The 19474-nt window shown below is 67.9% G+C and carries 17 protein-coding genes; 11 read left to right on the plus strand and 6 right to left on the minus strand.

The window, feature by feature from the left end; all coding sequences use genetic code 11:
* Positions 1-134 precede the first annotated feature (134 nt).
* From AVL48_RS07190 to metX, 3 genes are all read left to right on the plus strand, one after another.
* Positions 135-533 (plus strand): VOC family protein, encoded by a 399-nt coding sequence (locus tag AVL48_RS07190; RefSeq protein WP_061985863.1) that lies wholly within the window; start codon positions 135-137, stop codon positions 531-533.
* A gap of 78 nt (positions 534-611) precedes the next feature.
* Positions 612-1913, plus strand: a complete 1302-nt coding sequence (locus AVL48_RS07195) for a bifunctional o-acetylhomoserine/o-acetylserine sulfhydrylase (RefSeq protein WP_061985861.1) — start codon at positions 612-614, stop codon at positions 1911-1913.
* Positions 1910-3031, plus strand: a complete 1122-nt coding sequence (gene metX, locus AVL48_RS07200; protein WP_061985859.1) for a homoserine O-acetyltransferase MetX — start codon at positions 1910-1912, stop codon at positions 3029-3031. Before AVL48_RS07195 ends, metX begins: the two co-directional genes overlap by 4 nt.
* 206 nt (positions 3032-3237) lie before the next feature.
* On the opposite strand, the gene AVL48_RS07205 is transcribed toward metX, so the two are convergent.
* Together AVL48_RS07205 and AVL48_RS07210 are read right to left on the minus strand one after the other, a co-directional pair.
* Positions 3238-3735, minus strand: coding sequence for a hypothetical protein (locus AVL48_RS07205; protein ID WP_061985857.1), 498 nt, complete (start codon positions 3733-3735; stop codon positions 3238-3240).
* A gap of 57 nt (positions 3736-3792) precedes the next feature.
* On the minus strand, positions 3793-4383 hold the full coding sequence (locus tag AVL48_RS07210; RefSeq protein ID WP_061985855.1) for an SACE_7040 family transcriptional regulator: 591 nt from the start codon (positions 4381-4383) through the stop codon (positions 3793-3795).
* Between the two features lie 151 nt (positions 4384-4534).
* On the opposite strand from AVL48_RS07210, the gene AVL48_RS07215 reads away from it, so the two are divergent.
* The 8 genes from AVL48_RS07215 (at position 4535) to AVL48_RS07250 (ending at position 14290) form a co-directional block, all read left to right on the plus strand.
* Positions 4535-5344, plus strand: coding sequence for an SGNH/GDSL hydrolase family protein (locus AVL48_RS07215; RefSeq protein WP_061985854.1), 810 nt, complete (start codon positions 4535-4537; stop codon positions 5342-5344).
* A gap of 148 nt (positions 5345-5492) precedes the next feature.
* Positions 5493-7106 carry a carboxyl transferase domain-containing protein gene (locus AVL48_RS07220; RefSeq protein ID WP_061985851.1) on the plus strand — a complete coding sequence of 538 codons (1614 nt, stop codon included), beginning with the start codon at positions 5493-5495 and terminating at the stop codon, positions 7104-7106.
* Positions 7107-7108: 2 nt separating this feature from the next.
* Positions 7109-9094, plus strand: a complete 1986-nt coding sequence (locus AVL48_RS07225; RefSeq protein WP_061985849.1) for an ATP-binding protein — start codon at positions 7109-7111, stop codon at positions 9092-9094.
* Entirely contained in the window at positions 9091-10245 is a 1155-nt protein-coding gene (locus AVL48_RS07230) for an acyl-CoA dehydrogenase family protein (protein WP_061985847.1), read from the plus strand. The genes AVL48_RS07225 and AVL48_RS07230 overlap by 4 nt, the downstream gene beginning before the upstream one ends.
* Before the next feature lie 637 nt (positions 10246-10882).
* Entirely contained in the window at positions 10883-11650 is a 768-nt protein-coding gene (map, locus tag AVL48_RS07235) for a type I methionyl aminopeptidase (RefSeq protein WP_061985845.1), read from the plus strand.
* Positions 11651-11659: 9 nt separating this feature from the next.
* Positions 11660-12166 (plus strand): GNAT family N-acetyltransferase, encoded by a 507-nt coding sequence (locus AVL48_RS07240; protein ID WP_061985843.1) that lies wholly within the window; start codon positions 11660-11662, stop codon positions 12164-12166.
* Between the two features lie 86 nt (positions 12167-12252).
* Complete coding sequence (locus tag AVL48_RS07245) at positions 12253-13116, plus strand: SDR family oxidoreductase (RefSeq protein WP_061985841.1); 864 nt, start codon at positions 12253-12255, stop codon at positions 13114-13116.
* A gap of 118 nt (positions 13117-13234) precedes the next feature.
* Positions 13235-14290: an alpha/beta fold hydrolase gene (locus AVL48_RS07250; protein ID WP_061985839.1), complete on the plus strand. Its 1056-nt coding sequence runs from the start codon at positions 13235-13237 to the stop codon at positions 14288-14290.
* Positions 14291-14293: 3 nt separating this feature from the next.
* On the opposite strand, the gene AVL48_RS07255 is transcribed toward AVL48_RS07250, so the two are convergent.
* The 4 genes from AVL48_RS07255 to AVL48_RS07270 all read right to left on the minus strand — a co-directional run bounded on the left by AVL48_RS07255 (position 14294) and on the right by AVL48_RS07270 (position 19462).
* A complete protein-coding gene (locus tag AVL48_RS07255; RefSeq protein WP_061985837.1) occupies positions 14294-15289 on the minus strand; it encodes an MASE1 domain-containing protein in 996 nt (331 codons plus the stop codon).
* Positions 15290-15529: 240 nt separating this feature from the next.
* The gene (locus AVL48_RS07260) at positions 15530-16738 is read right to left on the minus strand and encodes an acyl-CoA dehydrogenase family protein (RefSeq protein ID WP_061985835.1); all 1209 of its coding nucleotides are present in this window, start codon (positions 16736-16738) and stop codon (positions 15530-15532) included.
* Positions 16739-16832: 94 nt separating this feature from the next.
* The gene (locus AVL48_RS07265; RefSeq protein WP_061985833.1) at positions 16833-18128 is read right to left on the minus strand and encodes an acyl-CoA dehydrogenase family protein; all 1296 of its coding nucleotides are present in this window, start codon (positions 18126-18128) and stop codon (positions 16833-16835) included.
* Positions 18129-18238: 110 nt separating this feature from the next.
* On the minus strand, positions 18239-19462 hold the full coding sequence (locus AVL48_RS07270; protein ID WP_143104847.1) for a low temperature requirement protein A: 1224 nt from the start codon (positions 19460-19462) through the stop codon (positions 18239-18241).
* Between the last annotated feature and the right edge of the window lie 12 nt (positions 19463-19474).

Below are 19474 nucleotides of genomic sequence, written 5' to 3' on the forward strand. Positions count from 1 at the left end.
CTGGGACCGCCGCACACGTCAGACCTCGTGTGGGGTCCGGAACGCCGTGGAGGTGAGCTGCGGGTTGCCATCGGCCATCCGGGAAGCACACACTCCGATCTCGTTACTTCCATGATGGAGACGAGGAGGCGGACGTGGCGATACAGGGCGTGCACAAGATCGTCGTCGGGGTGCGGGATCAGGAACGGGCGAAGAGGTTCTGGTCCGAGGTCGTCGGCTTCGAGATCACCACCGACGTGCCCTACGACGACAAGGGGAACCGCTGGGTCGAGGTCAGTTCCACCGATGGTGCGACGGCGCTCGTCCTGAGCACCGCGCCGGAGGACCTGAAGCGGTTCGAAGTGCGGGACGAATTGCCGACGGCCAACTTCTTCTTCTACGCCGACGACATCGAGAAGACCTACGAGGAGCTTTCGGCGAAAGGGGTGGAATTCCCGGCGCGTCCGGAGAAGCAGCCGTGGGGCTGGTGGGCGATGTTCGTCGACTCCGAGGGCAACCGGTTCGCCCTTCAGGAGAAGAATCCCACTTCCTGAGAGTGGTTGGGTGGTCCGTTCGGCGGAGCTAGCTTCGGTGACAACAGCCGGAACCCTTGAACCGCTAGGAGAATCGCGATGAGCGCGGACGGATGGTCGTTCGAGACCAAGCAGATCCACGCGGGTGCCGCGCCGGACACCGCCACCGGTGCGCGGGCGACCCCGATCTACCAGACCACCTCGTACGTGTTCCGCGACACCCAGCACGGCGCCGACCTGTTCAGCCTCGCCGAGCCGGGCAACATCTACACCCGGATCAACAACCCGACGCAGGACGTCCTGGAACAGCGCCTCGCCGCGCTCGAAGGCGGCGTCGCGGCGCTGGCGTTCGCCTCCGGATCCGCGGCGACGACTGCGGCCATCCTCAACCTGGCAAACGCGGGTGACCATTTCGTCTCCAGTCCGTCTCTCTACGGCGGCACTTACAACCTCTTCCACTACACGCTGCCGAAGCTCGGCATCGAGGTCTCGTTCGTCGAGGACCAGGACGACATCGAGCAGTGGAAGGCCGCGGTCCGGCCCAACACCAAACTGTTCTTCGCCGAGACGCTGGCCAACCCCGGCAGCAACGTGCTCGACATCCGCGCGGTCGCCGACGCCGCGCACGAAGCGGGTGTCCCGCTGGTGGTGGACAACACCGTGCCCACGCCGTACCTCGTCCGCCCGATCGAGCACGGCGCCGATGTCGTGGTCCACTCGGCCACCAAGTACCTCGGCGGCCACGGCACCACGGTCGCGGGTGTACTCGTCGACGGCGGAACCTTCGACTTCGGCAAGGATCCCGCGCGCTTCCCCGGCTTCAACGAGGCCGATCCGAGCTATCACGGCCTCAAGTACTGGGAGGCGCTCGGCCCCGGCGCGTACGCCGCCAAGGCCAGGGTGCAGATCCTGCGTGACACCGGTGCCGCGATCGCGCCGCTGAACAGTTTCCTCATCCTGCAAGGGATCGAGACCCTGTCGCTGCGGCTGGAGCGGCACGTGGCCAACGCCCAGGCGCTGGCCGAATGGCTGGAGCAGCGCGACGAGGTCGAGAAGGTGTACTACGCCGGGCTTCCCTCGAGCCCGTACCACGCGGCCGCGAAGAAATACCTGCCGAAGGGCGCGGGCGCCGTCCTGTCCTTCGACCTCCGTGGCGGCGTCGACGCCGGACGGGCCTTTGTGGACGGTACGGAACTGCACAGCCAGCTGGTCAACATCGGTGACGTGCGCAGCCTGATCGTGCACCCGGCCTCGACGACGCACAGCCAGCTCGCACCCGAGGAGCAGGTCTCCACCGGTGTCACGCCAGGGCTCGTGCGGCTCGCCGTCGGGCTGGAAGGGATCGAGGACCTCAAGGCCGACCTCGAGGCCGGATTCCGGGCGGCCAAGGCGGCTCTGTGACCCAGGCTCCCGATCTTCCTCCCGGCACCGGGGCGTGGCGGGAGGGAGATCCGCCTGGACGGCGCCAGTTCGTCACCGGCACCCAAGTGCTCGAAACCGGGCCGGAACTGTCTTTCACGCTCGCCTACGAAACCTGGGGAACGCTGAATTCCAGCGCCTCCAACGCGATTCTCGTCGAGCACGCGCTGACCGGCGACAGCCACGCCGTCGGACCCGCGGAGGAAGGGCACGTCAGTCCGGGCTGGTGGGACGGCCTGATCGGCCCTGGCAAGGCTGTCGACACGGACGAATTCTTCGTCGTGGTCCCGAATGTGCTCGGCGGCTGCCAGGGTTCGACCGGGCCTCCGTCCCGGCATCCGGACGGGAAGGCTTGGGGCAGCAGGTTTCCCGTTGTGACCGTACGGGATCAGGTGGCCGCCGAGGTCGTTCTCGCCGACGCGCTGGGTATCGGCCGGTGGGCCGCGGTGCTCGGCGGCTCGATGGGCGGAATGCGCGCGCTGGAATGGGCGGTGGGGGAATCGGAGCGGGTCGCGTCGCTGCTCGTCCTCGCGTCGACGGCGCAGGCGTCGGCCGACCAGATCGCCTGGGCCGCGCCGCAACTGCACGCCATTCGCGCCGATCCGGGCTGGCACGGCGGCGACTACCACGACGTCCCGGGCGGCGGACCGGAGGCAGGTCTCGGCATCGCGCGCCGCATCGCGCACGTCACCTATCGCAGTGAGGCGGAACTTTCGCGCCGGTTCGGCCGTCGCCACCAGGACGGCGAGGATCCGTTGCGTGGCGGCCGGTTCGCCGTCGAGTCCTATTTGGACCATCATGCCGGGAAGCTGTCCCGCCGCTTCGACGCCGGCAGTTACGTGGTGCTCACCGAATCGATGAACACCCACGACGTCGGCCGCGGGCGCGGTGGCGTCGCGAACGCGCTGGGCCGGATCACCGCGCGCACGGTCGCCGCCGGGGTCGACAGCGACCGGCTCTACCCGCTCTACCAGTCACAGTCCATCGCGGACGGGGTCGCGGGTGCCGAGTTCGCCGTCATCGGCTCGCCCTACGGGCACGACTCGTTCCTGATCGAAACCGAGCAGATCGCGAAACTGGTGAAGGGCTTGCTCGCGTGAAGTACATGATGGCCCCCTTCCTTGCGCCTAGCGCAAGGAAGGGGGCCATCATGTACTGGGAAAGGTGTGAGGGGGGCGGCAACCCGCACCAGCCCCACACCAGCGGGTGACCAAACACAAGTCCCCCACGGAGTCCTTCACCGGGCCCACCCGCCGTAGGTACCTGAAACACCCTTGGCTAGAACGACCCGAATCACTCACGAGGCCTAGTCGGCGACGGCGTCCGAAATCCAGGGCGCCACCGGCAGATCCCGGTCGAGGCATTCCGCCGACAGCCGGATCGTCCAGCGCAGCGCCTGCAGCACCAGGCTGTCGACCTCGTCCGGGGCGGCGTTGGCGAGCGCGATCTCGACCTGTTCCTGCGCGGCCTCGCTGTTGCCGTGCACTTCGGCCAGCAGCGTGCGCACGGCCGTACGGACGGGCGGGTCGGCCTGATCGATGGAGACCTCTTCGCCGTCCTCGTCGAACACCTGCACCTTGACCGGCGCACTTCCTCCATCACCCAGCGTCGACACCATGGCGCTGCATTCGCCGAAGAGCATCATGACGAGCTCTTTGGTCTCTTCGGAGCGGGCGATCGGTTCTTCGGCCGTCGGCGCGAGCTCGTCGAGCGCCTCGGCGTCCTCCCCGAGGCTGATCGCCACGAGCGCACGCTGCGCCTTCTCGACGAGCCTCCGCTCGTACTCGCTCCTGTCCGGCTCCACGTGCCTATCAAACACCAGTGGACGGAAAAGTGGCGACAGGCGGAAACCCGGACGTGGTCACTTCGCGGCGTGCAGTGCACCCAGCGCGAGGCGGCAGAGCATTTCGGCGAGTTCGCTGTCACCGAGATGGCGGTTGTACGGCGTCGAGTTGATCAACCCGAAGACCGCGTGTGCCGCCGACCTCGCCTGCCGCTCGCCGATTCCGGGCACGGCGTCGCTGATCGCGCGCACCCACACCTCGACGTACTGGCGCTGAATGGCGCGGACCTGCTTGCGGTCGCCGTCGGTGAGATTGGCGAGGTTGCGCTCCTGGACGGTGATCAGCGCGGGATGCGCGAGCGCGAAGTCCACGTGAAAATGCACCAATGCTTCGAGAACATCGCCGGGCTCGCCCCGTTGACTCGCGCGTGCCGTCCCTCCGTCGAGGAGGTAGCGGCTGATCGAGTTCAGCATCTCCCCGAGAATGGCGTCCTTGCTGCGGAAATGCCGGTACAGCGCGGGTCCGGAGATACCGACCGCCGCGCCGATGTCGTCGATCCCGACGCCGTGGAACCCGTGGTGGGCGAAGAGTTCGGCGGCGGCGGCCATGATCTGTTCACGCCTGTTCGCCTTCTCGCCGTTCACGAGTGGGGTGGGGTTCGCCGACATCTGGCCATATTAGGGGCGCCTGTTAGCGAGCGCTAACACGCGGCCGTACTTCCAGCCTGAGCCAAGCGGGTTACCTGGGGAAATGACCCTTTTGCGTGGAGCTACCACCTGGTAATGCTGTCTCTCGTTAACTTGTCACGAAGGAGTGACCATGGCCGTCCCTGCTCGGATCGAATCGCGTTCCTTCACCAGATCAGTCGTGGCCCTGGGGGTCGCCGTTCTCGCCAGTTTCGGGCTTGCCGGTACCGCGCAAGCCGCCACCAACTACGTCGCGCTCGGTGACTCGTACTCCTCCGGTGTCGGTGCCGGCAGTTACGGGGACTCGGGCAACTGCATGCGCAGCACCAACGCCTATCCCCAGCTGTGGGCCAACGCCCACGCCGGTACCTCGTTCAAGTTCGTCGCGTGCTCGGGGGCGCGCACCGGCGATGTCCTCGACCAGGCCGCCAATGTCACCTCCAGCACCACGCTGGTGACGGTGTCGGTCGGCGGTAACGACGCGGGGTTCGCCGACGTCATGACCACCTGCACCACCGGCAGCGATCAGACCTGCATCAACCGGGTGAACACCGCCAAGAACTACGTGAACAACACGCTGCCCGGCCTGCTGGACAACGTCTACAGCACCATCAAGTCGAAGGCGCCGGGCGCGCAGCTCGTCGTCCTCGGTTACCCGCGCTTCTACACGGTTCCGGGTTCGTGCTCGGTCGGGCTGAGCGACACCAAGCGCACCGCGATCAACTCGGGCTCCGACGCGCTGGCCTCTGTGCTTTCGGCTCGCGCGGCCGCGCACGGCGCGAAGTTCGTCGACGTGCGGGGTGCCTTCACCGGGCACAACATCTGCTCGTCGGCCAGTGACTACCTGCACAGCCTCACCTGGCCGGTGGTGAACTCGTACCACCCGACGGTCGCCGGACAGCGTGGCGGTTACTACGCCCCGCTGGTCTCGGCCATCGGCTGACAGTCTGCGTGCGAAGGCCCCCTTCTCTTCGGTTCAGTCGAGGGAAGGGGGCCTTCACGCGCTTCCCAGGGTGCGGTGGACAGAGCGGGTTAGCAGGCGTTAACCTGAGTCAGCGAGTTAACGACGGCTAACTTGGCGACGAGGAGCCATGGACACACCCGTACTGAGCACTTCGGCGGATCCGGGCAGCGACGAGTACGCCCGCAGCGTCACCTCCCATGCCGAGCTGGTCGAGGACCTGCGCAAGCGGCTCGCCGCGGCCCGGCTCGGGGGCCCGGAGAAATCCCGCACCCGCCACGTCGAGCGGGGCAAACTCCTGCCGCGCGACCGGGTCGACACCCTCCTCGACCCGGGTTCGCCGTTCCTGGAGCTGTCCCCGCTGGCCGCCACCGGACTGTATGACGACGAAGCGCCGTCGGCCGGGATCATCACCGGAATCGGGCGGGTCTCCGGCCGCGAATGCGTGATCGTCGCGAACGACGCCACGGTCAAGGGCGGCACGTACTACCCGATGACCGTCAAGAAGCACCTGCGCGCGCAAGAGGTCGCGCTGCACAACAATCTGCCGTGCGTCTACCTGGTGGACTCCGGCGGTGCGTTCCTGCCGAGGCAGGACGAGGTCTTCCCGGATCGTGAGCATTTCGGCCGGATCTTCTACAACCAGGCGACCATGTCCGCGCGCGGCATCCCGCAGATCGCGGCGGTGCTCGGCTCCTGCACCGCGGGCGGCGCGTACGTCCCGGCGATGAGCGACGAAGCGGTCATCGTGCGCAATCAGGGCACGATCTTCCTCGGCGGCCCGCCGCTGGTGAAGGCCGCGACCGGCGAGGTCGTCACGGCCGAGGAACTCGGCGGCGGGGATGTGCACTCGCGTCAGTCCGGCGTCACCGACCACCTGGCCGAGGACGACGCCGACGCGCTCCGCATCGTTCGCTCGATCGTGTCGACTTTGGGACCGCGTACGCCACGCCCGTGGGACGTGCTCCCGACCGAGGAGCCGGCCGCCGATCCGAACGAGTTGTACGGCGTCGTCCCGACCGACCCGCGCGTGCCCTACGACGTCCGCGAGGTCATCGCCCGGATCGTCGACGGCAGCCGGTTCGGCGAGTTCAAGAAGGAGTACGGCTCGACGCTGGTCACCGGGTTCGCCCGGATCCACGGCCACCCCGTCGGCATCATCGCGAACAACGGCGTGCTGTTCGCCGAGTCCGCGATGAAGGGCGCGCACTTCATCGAGCTGTGCGACAAACGCTCGATCCCGCTGCTGTTCCTGCAGAACATCACCGGCTTCATGGTCGGCCGTGCCTACGAGGCGGGCGGCATCGCCAAGCACGGCGCGAAGATGGTCACCGCGGTGGCCTGCGCGCGGGTGCCGAAGCTGACCGTCGTCATCGGTGGCTCGTTCGGTGCGGGCAACTATTCGATGTGCGGCCGCGCGTACTCGCCGCGGTTCCTGTGGATGTGGCCGAACGCGCGGATCTCGGTGATGGGCGGTGAGCAGGCGGCGTCGGTGCTCTCGACGGTCCGCCGCGACGCCATCGAGGCTCGCGGCGGCGAATGGTCCAGTGAGGACGAAGAAGCCTTCAAGGAGCCGATCCGCGAGCAGTACGAGGCGCAGGGGAGCCCGTACTACTCGACGGCGCGGCTGTGGGACGACGGCGTGATCGACCCGGCGGACACCCGCACGGTGCTCGGCCTCGCGTTGTCCGCGGCGGCCAACGCGCCTTTGTCCGATGTCAACTACGGCGTTTTCCGGATGTGAGCATGTTCGACACGGTTCTGGTCGCCAATCGCGGGGAGATCGCCGTCCGCGTGATCCGCTCGTTGCAGGGGCTCGGCATCCGCTCGGTCGCGGTGTACAGCGACGCGGACGCCGACGCCAAGCACGTCCGCGAGGCGCATACGGCGGTCCGGATCGGCCCGGCCGAAGCGGCGAAAAGCTATCTGTCGATCCCGGCGATCGTCCAGGCGGCACTCGACACGGGCGCGCAGGCCGTTCATCCGGGCTACGGATTCCTCGCGGAGAACGCCGAGTTCGCCCGGGCCTGCGCCGAAGCCGGTCTGGTCTTCATCGGTCCGCCGGTCGAGGCGATCGACGCCATGGGGGACAAGATCCGTGCCAAGGCGACGGTGTCCGAGGCCGGTGTCCCGGTCGTACCCGGTGCGTCCGATGTGGACATTCCTGACGGCGGCTTCGCGGCCGCCGCGGAAAAGGTCGGGTTCCCGCTGCTGCTCAAGCCGTCCGCCGGTGGTGGCGGCAAGGGGATGCGGCTGGTGCACGAACTGTCCGAATTGGACGCCGCGGTGGAGTCCGCCCGCCGTGAGGCCAAGGGTTCCTTCGGCGACGACACCCTGCTGATGGAGCGGTTCGTCACCACGCCGAGGCATATCGAGATCCAGGTGCTCGCCGACCAGCACGGCAACGTGATCCACCTCGGCGAGCGCGAGTGCAGCCTGCAACGGCGGCATCAGAAGATCATCGAAGAGGCGCCGTCGGTCCTGCTGGACGAGGCGACGCGCGCGAAAATGGGCGCGTCCGCGGTCGAAGCGGCACGGTCGGTCGGTTACGTGGGCGCGGGCACGGTCGAGTTCATCGTGTCGGCCCTCGCGCCCGACGAGTTCTTCTTCATGGAGATGAACACCCGGCTCCAGGTCGAGCATCCGGTGACCGAACTGGTGACCGGGCTCGACCTCGTCGAGTGGCAGGTCAAGATCGCCGCGGGCGACGTGCTCACGGTGTCGCAGGACGACGTCCGGCTGGCGGGGCACGCCGTCGAAGCCCGCGTGTACGCCGAAGATCCCGCCCGTGGCTTCATCCCGACCGGTGGCACCGTGCTCGCGGTCCACGAGCCGTCCGGCGAGGGCGTTCGTGTCGACTCGTGGATGAGCGAGGGCGCGGTCATCGGTTCGAACTACGACCCGATGCTGGCCAAGGTCATCGCCTGGGGCCCGGATCGCGCGGCCGCGTTGCACCGGCTCGATCTCGCGCTCGCCGACACCGCGCTGCTCGGCGTCGGCACGAACGTCGCCTTCCTGCGCGGGCTGCTGGCGGACGCCGACGTCCGCGACGGCAAGCTCGACACCGGACTCGTCGACCGGCAACTGTCCACTTTGGTCTCCGAAGAGGTGCCGCCGGAATTCTTCGTGGCCGCCGCGCTCGACAGGTTGCTGTCCTTGCAGCCGCACGGGCCGGTGATCGATCCGTGGGCCGTTCCCGACGGCTGGCGGCTCGGCGCGTCCGGCGGAATCGACTTCGCCTTGAAGTCCGGTGCTTCCGAAGCCGTCGTGCGCGTGCAGGGCACCCCGGCGAACGCGCTCGTCAGCGTCGACGGCGGTGAGCCGACGCGGGTTTCCGCGCGGCGCGAGGGCGATCTGCTCGAAGTCCGGCATCCCAGCGGATTCCACCGTTACCGCCACGCCGCCGGACGCGGGAAGACAGTCTGGCTCGCGCGCGACGGCCACAGCTTCGCGATCGGTGAACGCGAAAGGCTGCGGTCGGCCGCCGGTGCCGCGGGCGGTGCCGGGCCGGTCACCAGCCCGATGCCCGGCACCGTGCTGGTGGTCAAGGTCGCCGCCGGCGACGTCGTGAGCGCCGGGACGCCGCTCGTGGTCGTCGAGGCGATGAAGATGGAGCACACGATCACCGCGCCGATCGACGGCGTGGTCAGCGAACTCCCCGTCCGGACGGGCCAACAGGTCGCCCTGGACGAGACCGTAGCCGTTGTGACACCCCAAAAGGATGGCCAATGATCGACTTTCGGCTGGACGACGAGTACGAGACGCTGCGCAAGACGGTCGAGGACTTCGCCCGTTCCGAGGTCGCCCCGGTCATCGGCGACCTGTACGAGCGGCAGGAGTTCCCGTACGAGATCGTCGCGAAGATGGCCGAGATGGGCCTGTTCGGTCTGCCCTTCCCGGAGCAATACGGCGGCATGGGCGGCGACTACTTCGCGCTCTGCCTGGCTCTGGAGGAGCTGGCGCGGGTCGACTCCTCGGTCGCGATCACCCTTGAGGCCGGGGTTTCCCTTGGTGCCATGCCGATCTACCGGTTCGGCTCCGAGGAACAGAAGGAGAAGTGGCTCCCCGAACTGTGCGCGGGCACCGCGCTCGGCGGCTTCGGGCTCACCGAACCGGGCGGTGGCTCGGACGCCGGTGCCACCCGCACGCGGGCGAAGCTCGACGGTGACAGCTGGGTGATCAACGGCAGCAAATCGTTCATCACCAACTCCGGTACCGACATCACGAAACTGGTCACCGTCACCGCCGTCACCGACGTGAAGGAGAACGGGCGCAAGGAGATTTCGGCGATCATCGTCCCGTCCGGCACCCCGGGCTTCGCGGTCGCGCCGAAGTACTCCAAGGTCGGCTGGAACTGCTCGGACACGCACGAGCTGTCGTTCGACGACGTCCGTGTCCCGGCGGAGAACCTCGTCGGCGAACGCGGCCGAGGGTACGCCCAGTTCTTGTCCATTTTGGACGAAGGCAGGGTCGCGATCGCGGCGCTGAGCGTCGGGCTCGCGCAGGGTTGTATCGACGAATGCCTGCGTTACGTCAAGGAACGCGAGGCGTTCGGGCACAAGATCGGTGAGTACCAGGCGATCCAGTTCAAGATCGCCGACATGGAGGTGCGCACGCACACCGCGCGCCTGGCGTACTACGCGGCGGCGTCGAAGATGCTGCGCGGCGAACCGTTCAAGAAGGAGGCGTCGATCGCGAAGCTGGTCGCGTCGAACGCCGCCATGGACAACTCACGCGAGGCGACACAGATCTTCGGCGGGTACGGCTTCATGAACGAGTTCCCGGTGAGCCGCTTCTACCGGGACGCGAAGATCCTGGAGATCGGCGAGGGCACCTCGGAGGTGCAGCGGATGCTGATCGCGCGCCACCTCGGCGTCGCCTGACGCGGTTTCGGGACTTTCCTGACTTGAGGCTGCGGGTGAGGGTGGCTGGGTTGGTCGTGAGTGGCGATCCGGGTTCTATGGGTGGGGAAGCCGAAAAGGAAAGCAAAGTGTCCACAAAGGACACTTTTTGGCAGGCAAGTGTCCGACTTGAGCGGTATGCGTGGGTTCCCGAGGGGTCGTGAGCGCCAAGTGGTGTTCTAACCCTGATCGGCACACGCGACCCCACTCGAAACCGCACGTACACACCTAAATCGGACATCGAACTGGGTTAAAGTGTCCCTTGTGGACAGTCAAAAGCGCGCCGTGTCTCAGCTCGGGAGGATTCCGGTCGTTGAGCGTCCGGAATCTTCCTTACTCGGTCTCCGGTCCACCGGTCGTGATCGACACGGGCTTGATCAACGGAAGATCCGGGACACTCAACGTCCCCGATCCTCCGTTGATCAAGGGGTGACCCGGGCGACGATGCCTTCGCTACCTTCACGGCAACGAGTCGATCACGCCGTATTCGCCTTGCCCCTCAATAGCCCGAATCGCCACTCGCGACCCGTCGCCGCTACCCGCCGACGCAAGTGGTCCGCTGAACGCGGTCAGGAGGGCCACGCTTGCGAACGATAACTATACCGGTATAGTTATCGTCATGGTTGAGTTGAAATCCCAGGCCGAGCTGGACGTCATGCGCGAGTCCGGCCGAGTCGTGGCGCAGGCGTTGCAAGCGGTGAAGAAGGCGTCGGCGATCGGCGTCAGCTTGAAGGAGCTGGACGAGGTCGCCGCGCAGGTGATCAGGGACGCCGGCGCGAAGCCGAACTTCCTGAACTACCGGCCGCATTCCGCGCCGACGCCCTTCCCCGGCGTGATCTGCGCGAGCGTCAACGACGCCGTCGTCCACGGCATCCCGTCGGACTATCGGCTGACCGACGGTGACCTGGTCAGCATCGACTGCGGCGCCTACATCGACGGCTGGCACGGTGACGCGGCGATCAGCTACGTCGTCGGCACCGCCGACCCCGCCGACCTCGAACTCATCGCGACCACCGAGCGTGGCCTGGCCGCCGGTATCGCCGCCGCGGTGGCGGGCGGGAAGATGGGCGACATTTCCCACGCCGTCGGCTCCATCGGCCGCGAGGCCGGGTACGGCCTCCTCGAGAACCATGGCGGGCACGGCATCGGTCGCGCGATGCACGAGGACCCGCACCTGCCGAACGAGGGCAGGCCGGGCCGCGGCATGCGGCTCAAGCCGGGCCTGGTCCTGGCGATCGAGCCGATGTACATCATGGACGGCAGCGACGAGTACCGGACCGCGGAAGACGGCTGGACGTTGCACACCGCGAGCGGCTGCCGCGCCGCGCACGTCGAGCACACGGTGGCGATCACGACAGAAGGGCCGCGTGTCCTCACGATGTTGTAGAACAGAAGGATGAGTGACTTCATCATCCGGCAGGGTGGTTCTGGGGACTTCGAGACGCTGCTGAGCATGTTCGACGAGGTCGTCGCGTGGTTGGCCTCGCGCGGCAGCGAAGGGCAGTGGGGGAGCGAGCCGTGGTCCACGATCCCGAAGCGGGTCGAGCGGGTCCGCGGGATGGCCGACGGGCCGGGGCTGTACCTCGCCGAGATCGACGGCCAGGTGGCCGGGGCGATCATCCTCGGTGACCGTTTCCCGCATGTCTCACCGGTCGACGAGCCGGAGATCTACATCGGCCTGCTGCTGACCTCGCGCCGGTTCACCGGTCACCGGGTCGGCTCGCGGCTCATCGAGTTCGCGCTGGCCCAGGCGCGGGACCGCGGCATCGGGCTGGTGCGGGTCGACTGCTGGGCCGGCGGCGACGGCGACCTGCAGCGTTACTACGAGAGCCAGGGCTTCAAGCCGACGGAACGCTTCGACGTCAACGGCTGGATCGGGCAGGTGTTCGAGCAGCGCCCCTAGGACTGGCGTCGTCGCGGCTTCGAGTGCACCATAGTTGACACATCGCCAACAGTGCCCTGGACAGCGCAGTCGCAGAGGAGCCCAGCATGGCCAAGCGTGAACGTTCCCTGGCAGGCAAGGTCGTCGTGATCACCGGAGCGGCGCAGGGCATCGGAGCCGCCACCGCGTCGGCGCTGTCCCGGCTCGGTGCCAAGGTGGTGATCGGCGATCTGGACCAGGTGCTCGCCGAGAAGACCGCGGCCGAACTGGGCGCGGAGGCGCTGCCGCTCGACGTCACCGACATCGAGGGCTTCACCGCGTTCCTCGACGAGGTCGAGCGGCGCGTCGGGCCGATCGACGTGCTGATCAACAACGCGGGCATCATGCCGCTCGCGCCGCTCGACGAAGAGGACGACGCGGCGACCCGGCGGCTGCTCGAAATCAACCTGCACGCGGTCATCCACGGCACCAGGGAAGCGGTCAAGCGAATGCGCCCGCGTGGCACGGGTCACATCGTCAACATCGCTTCGATGGCGGGAAAGGCCGGCTTCCCCGGCGCCGCCACCTACTGCGCCACGAAACACGCCGTCGTCGGCCTGTCGGAATCGGTGCATCTGGAACTGCGCGGAACGGGCGTCCTGGTCTCGTGCGTGATGCCCGCCGTGGTGCGCACCGAACTGGCCAGCGGGCTGGGCGAGGCGAAGTTCTTCAAATCCGTGCAGCCGGAAGATGTGGCGCAGGCCATCGCCGATGCGTTGCGCCGTCCCAAATTCGACGTCTTCGTTCCCGCGTCGCTGGACGCCATGGGCAGGATCACACGGCTCCTTCCCCGGCGCGTCGGCGAAGGGCTGGTGCGCGCACTCGGTGGCGACCGGATTTTGGCCTCGGCAACGCATTCCAGCGCCCGCACGGAGTACGAATCGCGGGCCGCGCGCAGCGCTCCGGCGGCGGAAAAGGAGCCCGGTTCTTGACTCGGACGGCCTAGCGACCGTCCGAAGTGGACGGCCTGGAACGGCGACGGTATTGAGTCGTGCGCCCGTACGCGGCAAGATTGCGTCTTACCGCGTTGATCCCTCCAGGAGGCACCTCATGGCAACACCCCCGGCACGGCTCGCCGCCGCCGCGTCGAACGTCGTCGGGAAGGTGCTGCACGGTGGTGTCGCCGATCTCCGCCCGGTGCCGCGCGTCCTGATCGACCAGGGCCCCAACCGGTCGGTCTACCGGCTGACGAACGGCAAGGAGCCGGTGCCCGGGCCGCCGGTGCTGCTGGTGCCGCCGCTGGCCGCGCCCGCGCTGTGCTTCGACCTGCGCCGCGGCTGCAGTCTTGCCGAGCACCTGGTCGACGGTGGCCGCAACACCTACCTGGTCGACTACGGGAATGTCGCCTTCTCCGATCGGCGCCTCGGCATCGAGCACTGGATCGACGAGGTGCTCCCGCGCGCCATCCGCAAGGTCAGCGAGGACTCCGGCGGCCAGGGCGTGCACGTCGTCGCGTGGTGCCTCGGCGGCATTTTCTCCCTGCTGACCGCCGCCGACCAGCCCGAGCTGCCGATCGAGTCGATCGCGACCGTCGCGTCGCCGTTCGACTTCACCGCCATCCCGCTGATCGCGCCGTTCCGCCCGCTGGTGGACCTCACCGGCGGCCACCTGCTGACGCCGTTCTACCGCGTGCTCGGCGGCGCACCGTCCTATTTGGTCAGCCGCGTCTTCCGGGTGACCGGTATCAGCAAGGAGATCACCAAACCGCTGGCGATTTTGAAGAATCTCGACGACCGGGACTACCTGGCGCAGATCGAGGCCGTCGACCACTTCATGGACAACATGATCGCCTACCCCGGGCGGACGTTCGGCCAGATCTACCACCGGTTCTTCCGCGCGAACGACCTCGCCGAGGGGACGGTCGACCTCAACGGCCGCATCATCGCGCTGTCCGGGGTGAAGGTGCCCACGCTGATCATCGCCGGGCAGAACGACACGATCGCGCCGCGTGCGGCCGTCGAGCGGCTCACCGGCCTGCTGGACAACGCGCCGTCGGTGACCTTCGAGACCGCGCCCGGCGGGCACCTGGGTGTCCTCACCGGCCGGAAAGCACGCGGGACCACCTGGCGCTACCTCGATCGCTTCCTCGACGAACAGGTCGCCTGAGCCTCAGTCGGCGGCTTCCTCGCTCTTGCGCCGAGTGGTCATCGCACTGCGCATCGACTGGCGTGGCGCGATCATGTCGACCATTTCGGTGATGTGGTGCCAGGCGTCGGTGATCTCGGCGGTCGCGCGGTCGCGTTCCAGGACGACCGTGGACAGCACCAGCGCCGTCAGCCCGATGGTGGCGTCGAAGGTCTGGATCAGCAGCATCCTCGCCGCCAGTTCGTAGTCCCCGTAAGGTCCCACGCCGCGCGCCGCACCGAAGATCATGAAGGTGCAGACGCACAGGGAACACAGCAGCGCACCGGCCTGCCGGAAGCGCAGGGCCGCCCACACCAGCACGGGGAAGACGATGAACGTCTTGGGTGGGTCGGTGCCGGCGAGGAACGAGACACCGAAAACGCAGACGCCGAGCGCGGTGGCTTCGGCCCAGCGGGAAAGTGGTATCCGGGTCGGCGGCCGGAATCTCCGCGCGAGCAGCAGCAGCGGAGTGATGGTGAGGACGCCCATCGCGTCGCCGGTCCACCAGACCAGCGCCGTCGGCCAGAATTCGGTGGACGCGAGCCCTCCTCCGGCGACCAGTGCGCCGGTGCCGATCAGCGCGCTGACCGCCGTGCCCCCGATCGCGCCGATGACGACCAGCAGGACGACGTCCGGGAGCCGGGCGAGCCGGGTGCGGAAACCACACCGTCGCATCGCGGCGTAGCCCAGCAGCGGTCCGAGGGTGTTCCCGGCGGAGATCACCAGGACCACGAGTGGCGAGGGCCCGAACGTGACGTTCGTCAGGAGCGCGCCGAGGGCGATCCCCGGCCAGAACCGCGGTCCGAGCAGCATCGGTACCGCCAGTGCGACCCCGGCCGCGGGCCACAGCGGCGAGATCTGCGCACGGACGATCGCCCACTGGATGCCGATCTGGCCGACGGCGAAGTAGCAGGCCGTGCTGCCGAGGACGATCAGACACCACTGTGCGACAGGGGAGAGCTGTCGAGCGGAGCGTCTCATCGCGACTCCGGCTTTGGCGGGCTGGGAAAACTACGAGAATACCCCGGCCCGGCCCCGCCGGAGGGTCGCCGGATGGTGTTGTCGTGGTCGCGGAGCCTGTTGGGAATAAACGAAAATGGTGCCGATGCGGAAGCCGTGCGCAGCCGCACGGGCGCTTGGGCCTGGTGTCCGTGAAGGCCTCCTTCCCTACTTTGAAGGTAGGGAAGGAGGCCTTCACGGACAAAGCACGCGACCCACTGTCTACTTGAGTTCGGCGCTCGTCTTGCCCAGGATCCGGCGCGCCACGATCAGCTGCTGGATCTGTTGCGTGCCTTCGAAGATGTCCAGGATCTTCGCGTCCCGGCTCCACTTCTCCAGCAGCGATTCCTCGGTGTAGCCGAAGGTTCCCGCCAGCTCGACGCATTTCAGCGTGATCTCGACGACCGACCGGCCCGCCTTCGCCTTGGCCATCGAGGCCTGCAGCGAGTTCGGCTTGCGGTTGTCGGCCATCCACGCCGATTCCATGGTCAGCAGGTAAGCCGCTTCGTAGTCGGCTTCCAGCTGCAGGAACGTGGCGGCGGCGGCGTGCTGGCTGTGGACGGGCTTGTCGTAGTCGATGCTCACCCCGGCGTCGGTGAGGATCTTCCGGGTCTCTTCGAGCGCCGCGCGGGCGACACCGATGGCCATGGCGGCGACCAGCGGGCGGGTGTTGTCGAAGGTCTGCATGACCCCGGCGAAACCCTTGGCGGTGTCGATCTCCGGCGTGCCGAGGAGATTCTCCTTGGGCACGCGGACGTTCTCGAAGCGCAGCACGGCGGTGTCGGAGGCGCGGATACCGAGTTTGTGCTCGACGCGCACCACCTCGAAGCCGGGAGTGCCCTTCTCGACGACGAACGACTTGATCGCCGCGCGGCCCTTCGTCTTGTCCAGAGTGGCCCAGACGACGACGGCGTCGGCGCGCTCGCCGGCGGTCACGAAGATCTTCTCGCCGTTGATCACGTAGTCGTCACCGTCGAGACGCGCGGTCGCGGTGATCGCGGCGGAGTCGGAACCGCAGTCCGGTTCGGTGATCGCCATCGCGGCCCACAGACCGGAGAACTTCTTGAGCTGTTCGTCGGTGGCGACCGAGCCGATGGCGGCGTTGCCGAGGCCCTGACGCGGCATCGACAGCAGCAATCCGACGTCGCCCCAGCACATCTCGATCGTGCCGAGCACGATGTTGAGGTTGGAACCGTTGCGGTTGCCCGGTTTCTCGTTCTTCTCGGAGCGGCGGACGCCCGCCGCACCCGCGCCGCCCTCGCCGGAGGAGTTCAGCCCGTCCAGCAGCGCGGCGAACATGTCGAGTTCGGTCGGATAGGTGTGTTCGGCGCGGTCGTACTTGCGCGAGATCGGCCGGAACACCTCGGCCGCGGCCTGGTACGCCTGGTTGATCAGGGTGCCGGCCTTCTTCGGAACCTCAAGGTTGATCATGATTGCCTTTCGAAAGTCCTAGGTCGTGGCCTGTGAGTCCGTTCGATGGGCCGCCTGGGCGCGAAGACCGCGGACATGACTTGCAGGGCACGACCTAGAGGAGGACGGCGCCTTCCATCACGCCGATCGCGCGGAGGTCGCGGTACCAGCGTTCGACCGGGTGTTCCTTGACGAAGCCGTGCCCGCCGAGCAGCTGCACTCCGGCGCTGCCGATCTGCATTCCCTTGTCGGCGGCCAGTTTCCTGGCCAGCGCGACCTCGCGGGCGTACGGTTTGCCCTGTTCGGCGCGGGAAGCGGCGCGAAGGGTGACCAACCGCAGCCCCTCCAGTTCGATGGCGATGTCGGCGACCGAGAACGCGACGGCCTGCCGGTGGCTCACCGGTTCGCCGAACGCCTTGCGCTCGTTGACGTAAGGCACCACGTAGTCGAGGACGGCCTTCGCGGTCCCGGCGGCCAGCGCGGCCCACCCGAGCCGCGAGAGCCGGACGACCTCGGTGAAGACCTCGGCCTTGCCGCCGCCGAGCAGCGCTCCCGCCGGCAGAGCGACCTTCTCCAGGTGCAGCTTGCCGGTGGCCGCGCCGCGCAGGCCCATCGCGGGCTCGGTCTCGATGGTGACGCCCGAGTTGGAAGACTCCACGAGGAACAGCGCCGGGCCGCGGCCTTCGAGGTCGGCCGAGACGATGAACAGTTCGGCGTCCGCGGCACGGGGTACCAGCGACTTCACACCGTCGAGCTGGTAGCCCTTCGGCGTGCGGCGGGCCTTGGTCGCCGGTTTGAACGGGTCGAACAGCGCCGTGCGCTCCTGCAGCGCGAGCGCCGCGGCCGGGACGTTCTCGCCGACGAACGCGGGCAGGTAGTCCGCCTGCTGCTGCTCGTCGCCGTAGGACACCAGCGCGGTGCTGACCGCGGAGGGCGCGAGCACCGCGACCGCGAGGCCGAGGTCTCCGTGCGCGAGCGCCTCGGCGACCAGCGTGTTCGTGACGACCGATCGCTCGGTGCCGACACCGCCCAGCTCCTCGGGGATGCCGACGAGCGTGATCCCGAGTTCGGCGGCGCGGCTCAGCAGGCCTTCGGGCGCCTTGAGCTTCGCGTCGGCGTCGGCCGCGGCGGGCCGCAGCTGCTCGGCGGCGAACTCCGTCACGGTCTCGACGATGAGCTGCTGGTCCTCACTCGGGGTGAGATCGAACAGTCCCGTGTCCTCCGTCGGCGCGAGCCGCGCGGGCTTGCCGAGCCGCTGGGCGGACTTGAACGTCCTGCTCGCCGCGCCGGCGACCCGGAAGCCGTTCCGCGTCCCGGCGCTGACCAGGTTCTGCACGGGCTTCCGCAGTCCTGCCCGTTCAATGACCTTGCTCCCGGCCAGCCGGGTGAGCGCGGACAGGCCAAAGCCCATCGCGTCTCGTTTCCTAGGCGCACCCACGGTGAGTCTCCCTGCCTCGCTTACCTACTCGCGAGTAGGTTAACCCTCCTGGGACGGATGCGCTACCACGGGGGAGGCGAACGTCACGCTCGTGAGTGATTCGGGTCATGCTCACCGCCCAAAACACTCACGACTTTGCGTCGCTCGAAGGTCACGAGCCCCACCGCGGCCAGAGCCACGATGCCGACCAAGGCCACCGCCGGTACCAGCTCCAGCAACGGGGTCGCCGCCAGCAGGACCACGCCGAGCACCAGCCGCTGTACGTTCCACGCACCCAGGTTCCGCCGCCGCAGCCCGCTCAACGCGATCAGGTAGAGCGCGAGCCCGCCGGTGAGCGCCCAGATCGGGGTCCCGTGCAGACCGTCGGAGAGGCTGTGGTGTTCGGTGTCGGACACGTACAGCAGCGATTTCTTCAGTCCCAGCGCCACCAGCACGATCCCGGCGATGAGCGGGAGGTGCAGGAACGTGTACGTGTCCGTCCCGATCTGCACCCGCTCCACGCCCTCCGCGCGCTTGAGGTTGCGCTCGGAAACGTGCGCGACGACGGCGAAGTACATCCACCACATCGCCGAGGCCAGCGTGAGCCCGAAGACGGCGGCCAGCGTGATCGGCCAGGACATCGGATACGAGCCGATCCCGATGCCGATCGCCACGATCGACTCGCCGAGCGCGATGATCACGATCAGCCCGAAGCGCTCGGCGAAATGGCCGGGCTGGTGCAGGCGCCAGTCCGAGGAACGCGTCCGGAAGACGTTGACGTAGTCCGCGAGCAGGGCGGCGGCCCAGATGCCGAGCTGCACCCAGCCGGAGAAGAAGGCCGCGACGGTCAGCAGCACGACGCTCGGCAGCAGGCCGATGAACATCTTCAGCACCGTCTTGCGCAGGTCCGGGTCGTTCCGCCCGGCCCCGAGGAAGGCGGTCAGGTGCAGCAGTCGCACGAGGAAATAGCAGCCGACGAACATCAGTGGCGCGTACAGCCCGCCGGGGAGGTCGGTGAACGCCTCCGGGATGGTCAGCGACACCAGGAACATCGTCCCCATCGCGGCGAACATCGCCAGCTGGGCGATACCGCGGTCGACGTGCACCGTGTTGGCCAGCCAGGCGTAGGCGCACCAGCACCACCACAGGACGGCGATCATGGCCACGCCCTGCCCGATGCCGAGCGGGGTGAGGTGATCGGCCATCAGCTGGGTGGTCTGGGTGATGGCGTAGACGAAGACCAGATCGAAGAAGAGTTCCAGCGTGGTGACCTTGTGGTCTTCTTCCCGGGTCACCAGATGCAGGCCGCGTTTCGTTGGCACGCGCATATCGTGCCCGTC

This window comes from Amycolatopsis regifaucium (genome assembly GCF_001613935.1).
GTDB classification, from domain to species: Bacteria; Actinomycetota; Actinomycetes; order Mycobacteriales; family Pseudonocardiaceae; genus Amycolatopsis; species Amycolatopsis regifaucium.

Coding starts and splice junctions, on each gene's coding strand:
- AVL48_RS07195 (WP_061985861.1), top strand. CDS start 612: ATGAGCGCGGACGGATGGTCGTTCGAGACCAAGCAGATCCACGCGGGT.
- AVL48_RS07210 (WP_061985855.1), bottom strand. CDS start 4,383: ATGTCGGCGAACCCCACCCCACTCGTGAACGGCGAGAAGGCGAACAGG.
- AVL48_RS07215 (WP_061985854.1), top strand. CDS start 4,535: ATGGCCGTCCCTGCTCGGATCGAATCGCGTTCCTTCACCAGATCAGTC.
- AVL48_RS07220 (WP_061985851.1), top strand. CDS start 5,493: ATGGACACACCCGTACTGAGCACTTCGGCGGATCCGGGCAGCGACGAG.
- AVL48_RS07225 (WP_061985849.1), top strand. CDS start 7,109: ATGTTCGACACGGTTCTGGTCGCCAATCGCGGGGAGATCGCCGTCCGC.
- AVL48_RS07230 (WP_061985847.1), top strand. CDS start 9,091: ATGATCGACTTTCGGCTGGACGACGAGTACGAGACGCTGCGCAAGACG.
- map (WP_061985845.1), top strand. CDS start 10,883: ATGGTTGAGTTGAAATCCCAGGCCGAGCTGGACGTCATGCGCGAGTCC.
- AVL48_RS07240 (WP_061985843.1), top strand. CDS start 11,660: ATGAGTGACTTCATCATCCGGCAGGGTGGTTCTGGGGACTTCGAGACG.
- AVL48_RS07245 (WP_061985841.1), top strand. CDS start 12,253: ATGGCCAAGCGTGAACGTTCCCTGGCAGGCAAGGTCGTCGTGATCACC.
- AVL48_RS07250 (WP_061985839.1), top strand. CDS start 13,235: ATGGCAACACCCCCGGCACGGCTCGCCGCCGCCGCGTCGAACGTCGTC.
- AVL48_RS07255 (WP_061985837.1), bottom strand. CDS start 15,289: ATGAGACGCTCCGCTCGACAGCTCTCCCCTGTCGCACAGTGGTGTCTG.
- AVL48_RS07260 (WP_061985835.1), bottom strand. CDS start 16,738: ATGATCAACCTTGAGGTTCCGAAGAAGGCCGGCACCCTGATCAACCAG.
- AVL48_RS07265 (WP_061985833.1), bottom strand. CDS start 18,128: ATGGGCTTTGGCCTGTCCGCGCTCACCCGGCTGGCCGGGAGCAAGGTC.
- AVL48_RS07270 (WP_143104847.1), bottom strand. CDS start 19,462: ATGCGCGTGCCAACGAAACGCGGCCTGCATCTGGTGACCCGGGAAGAA.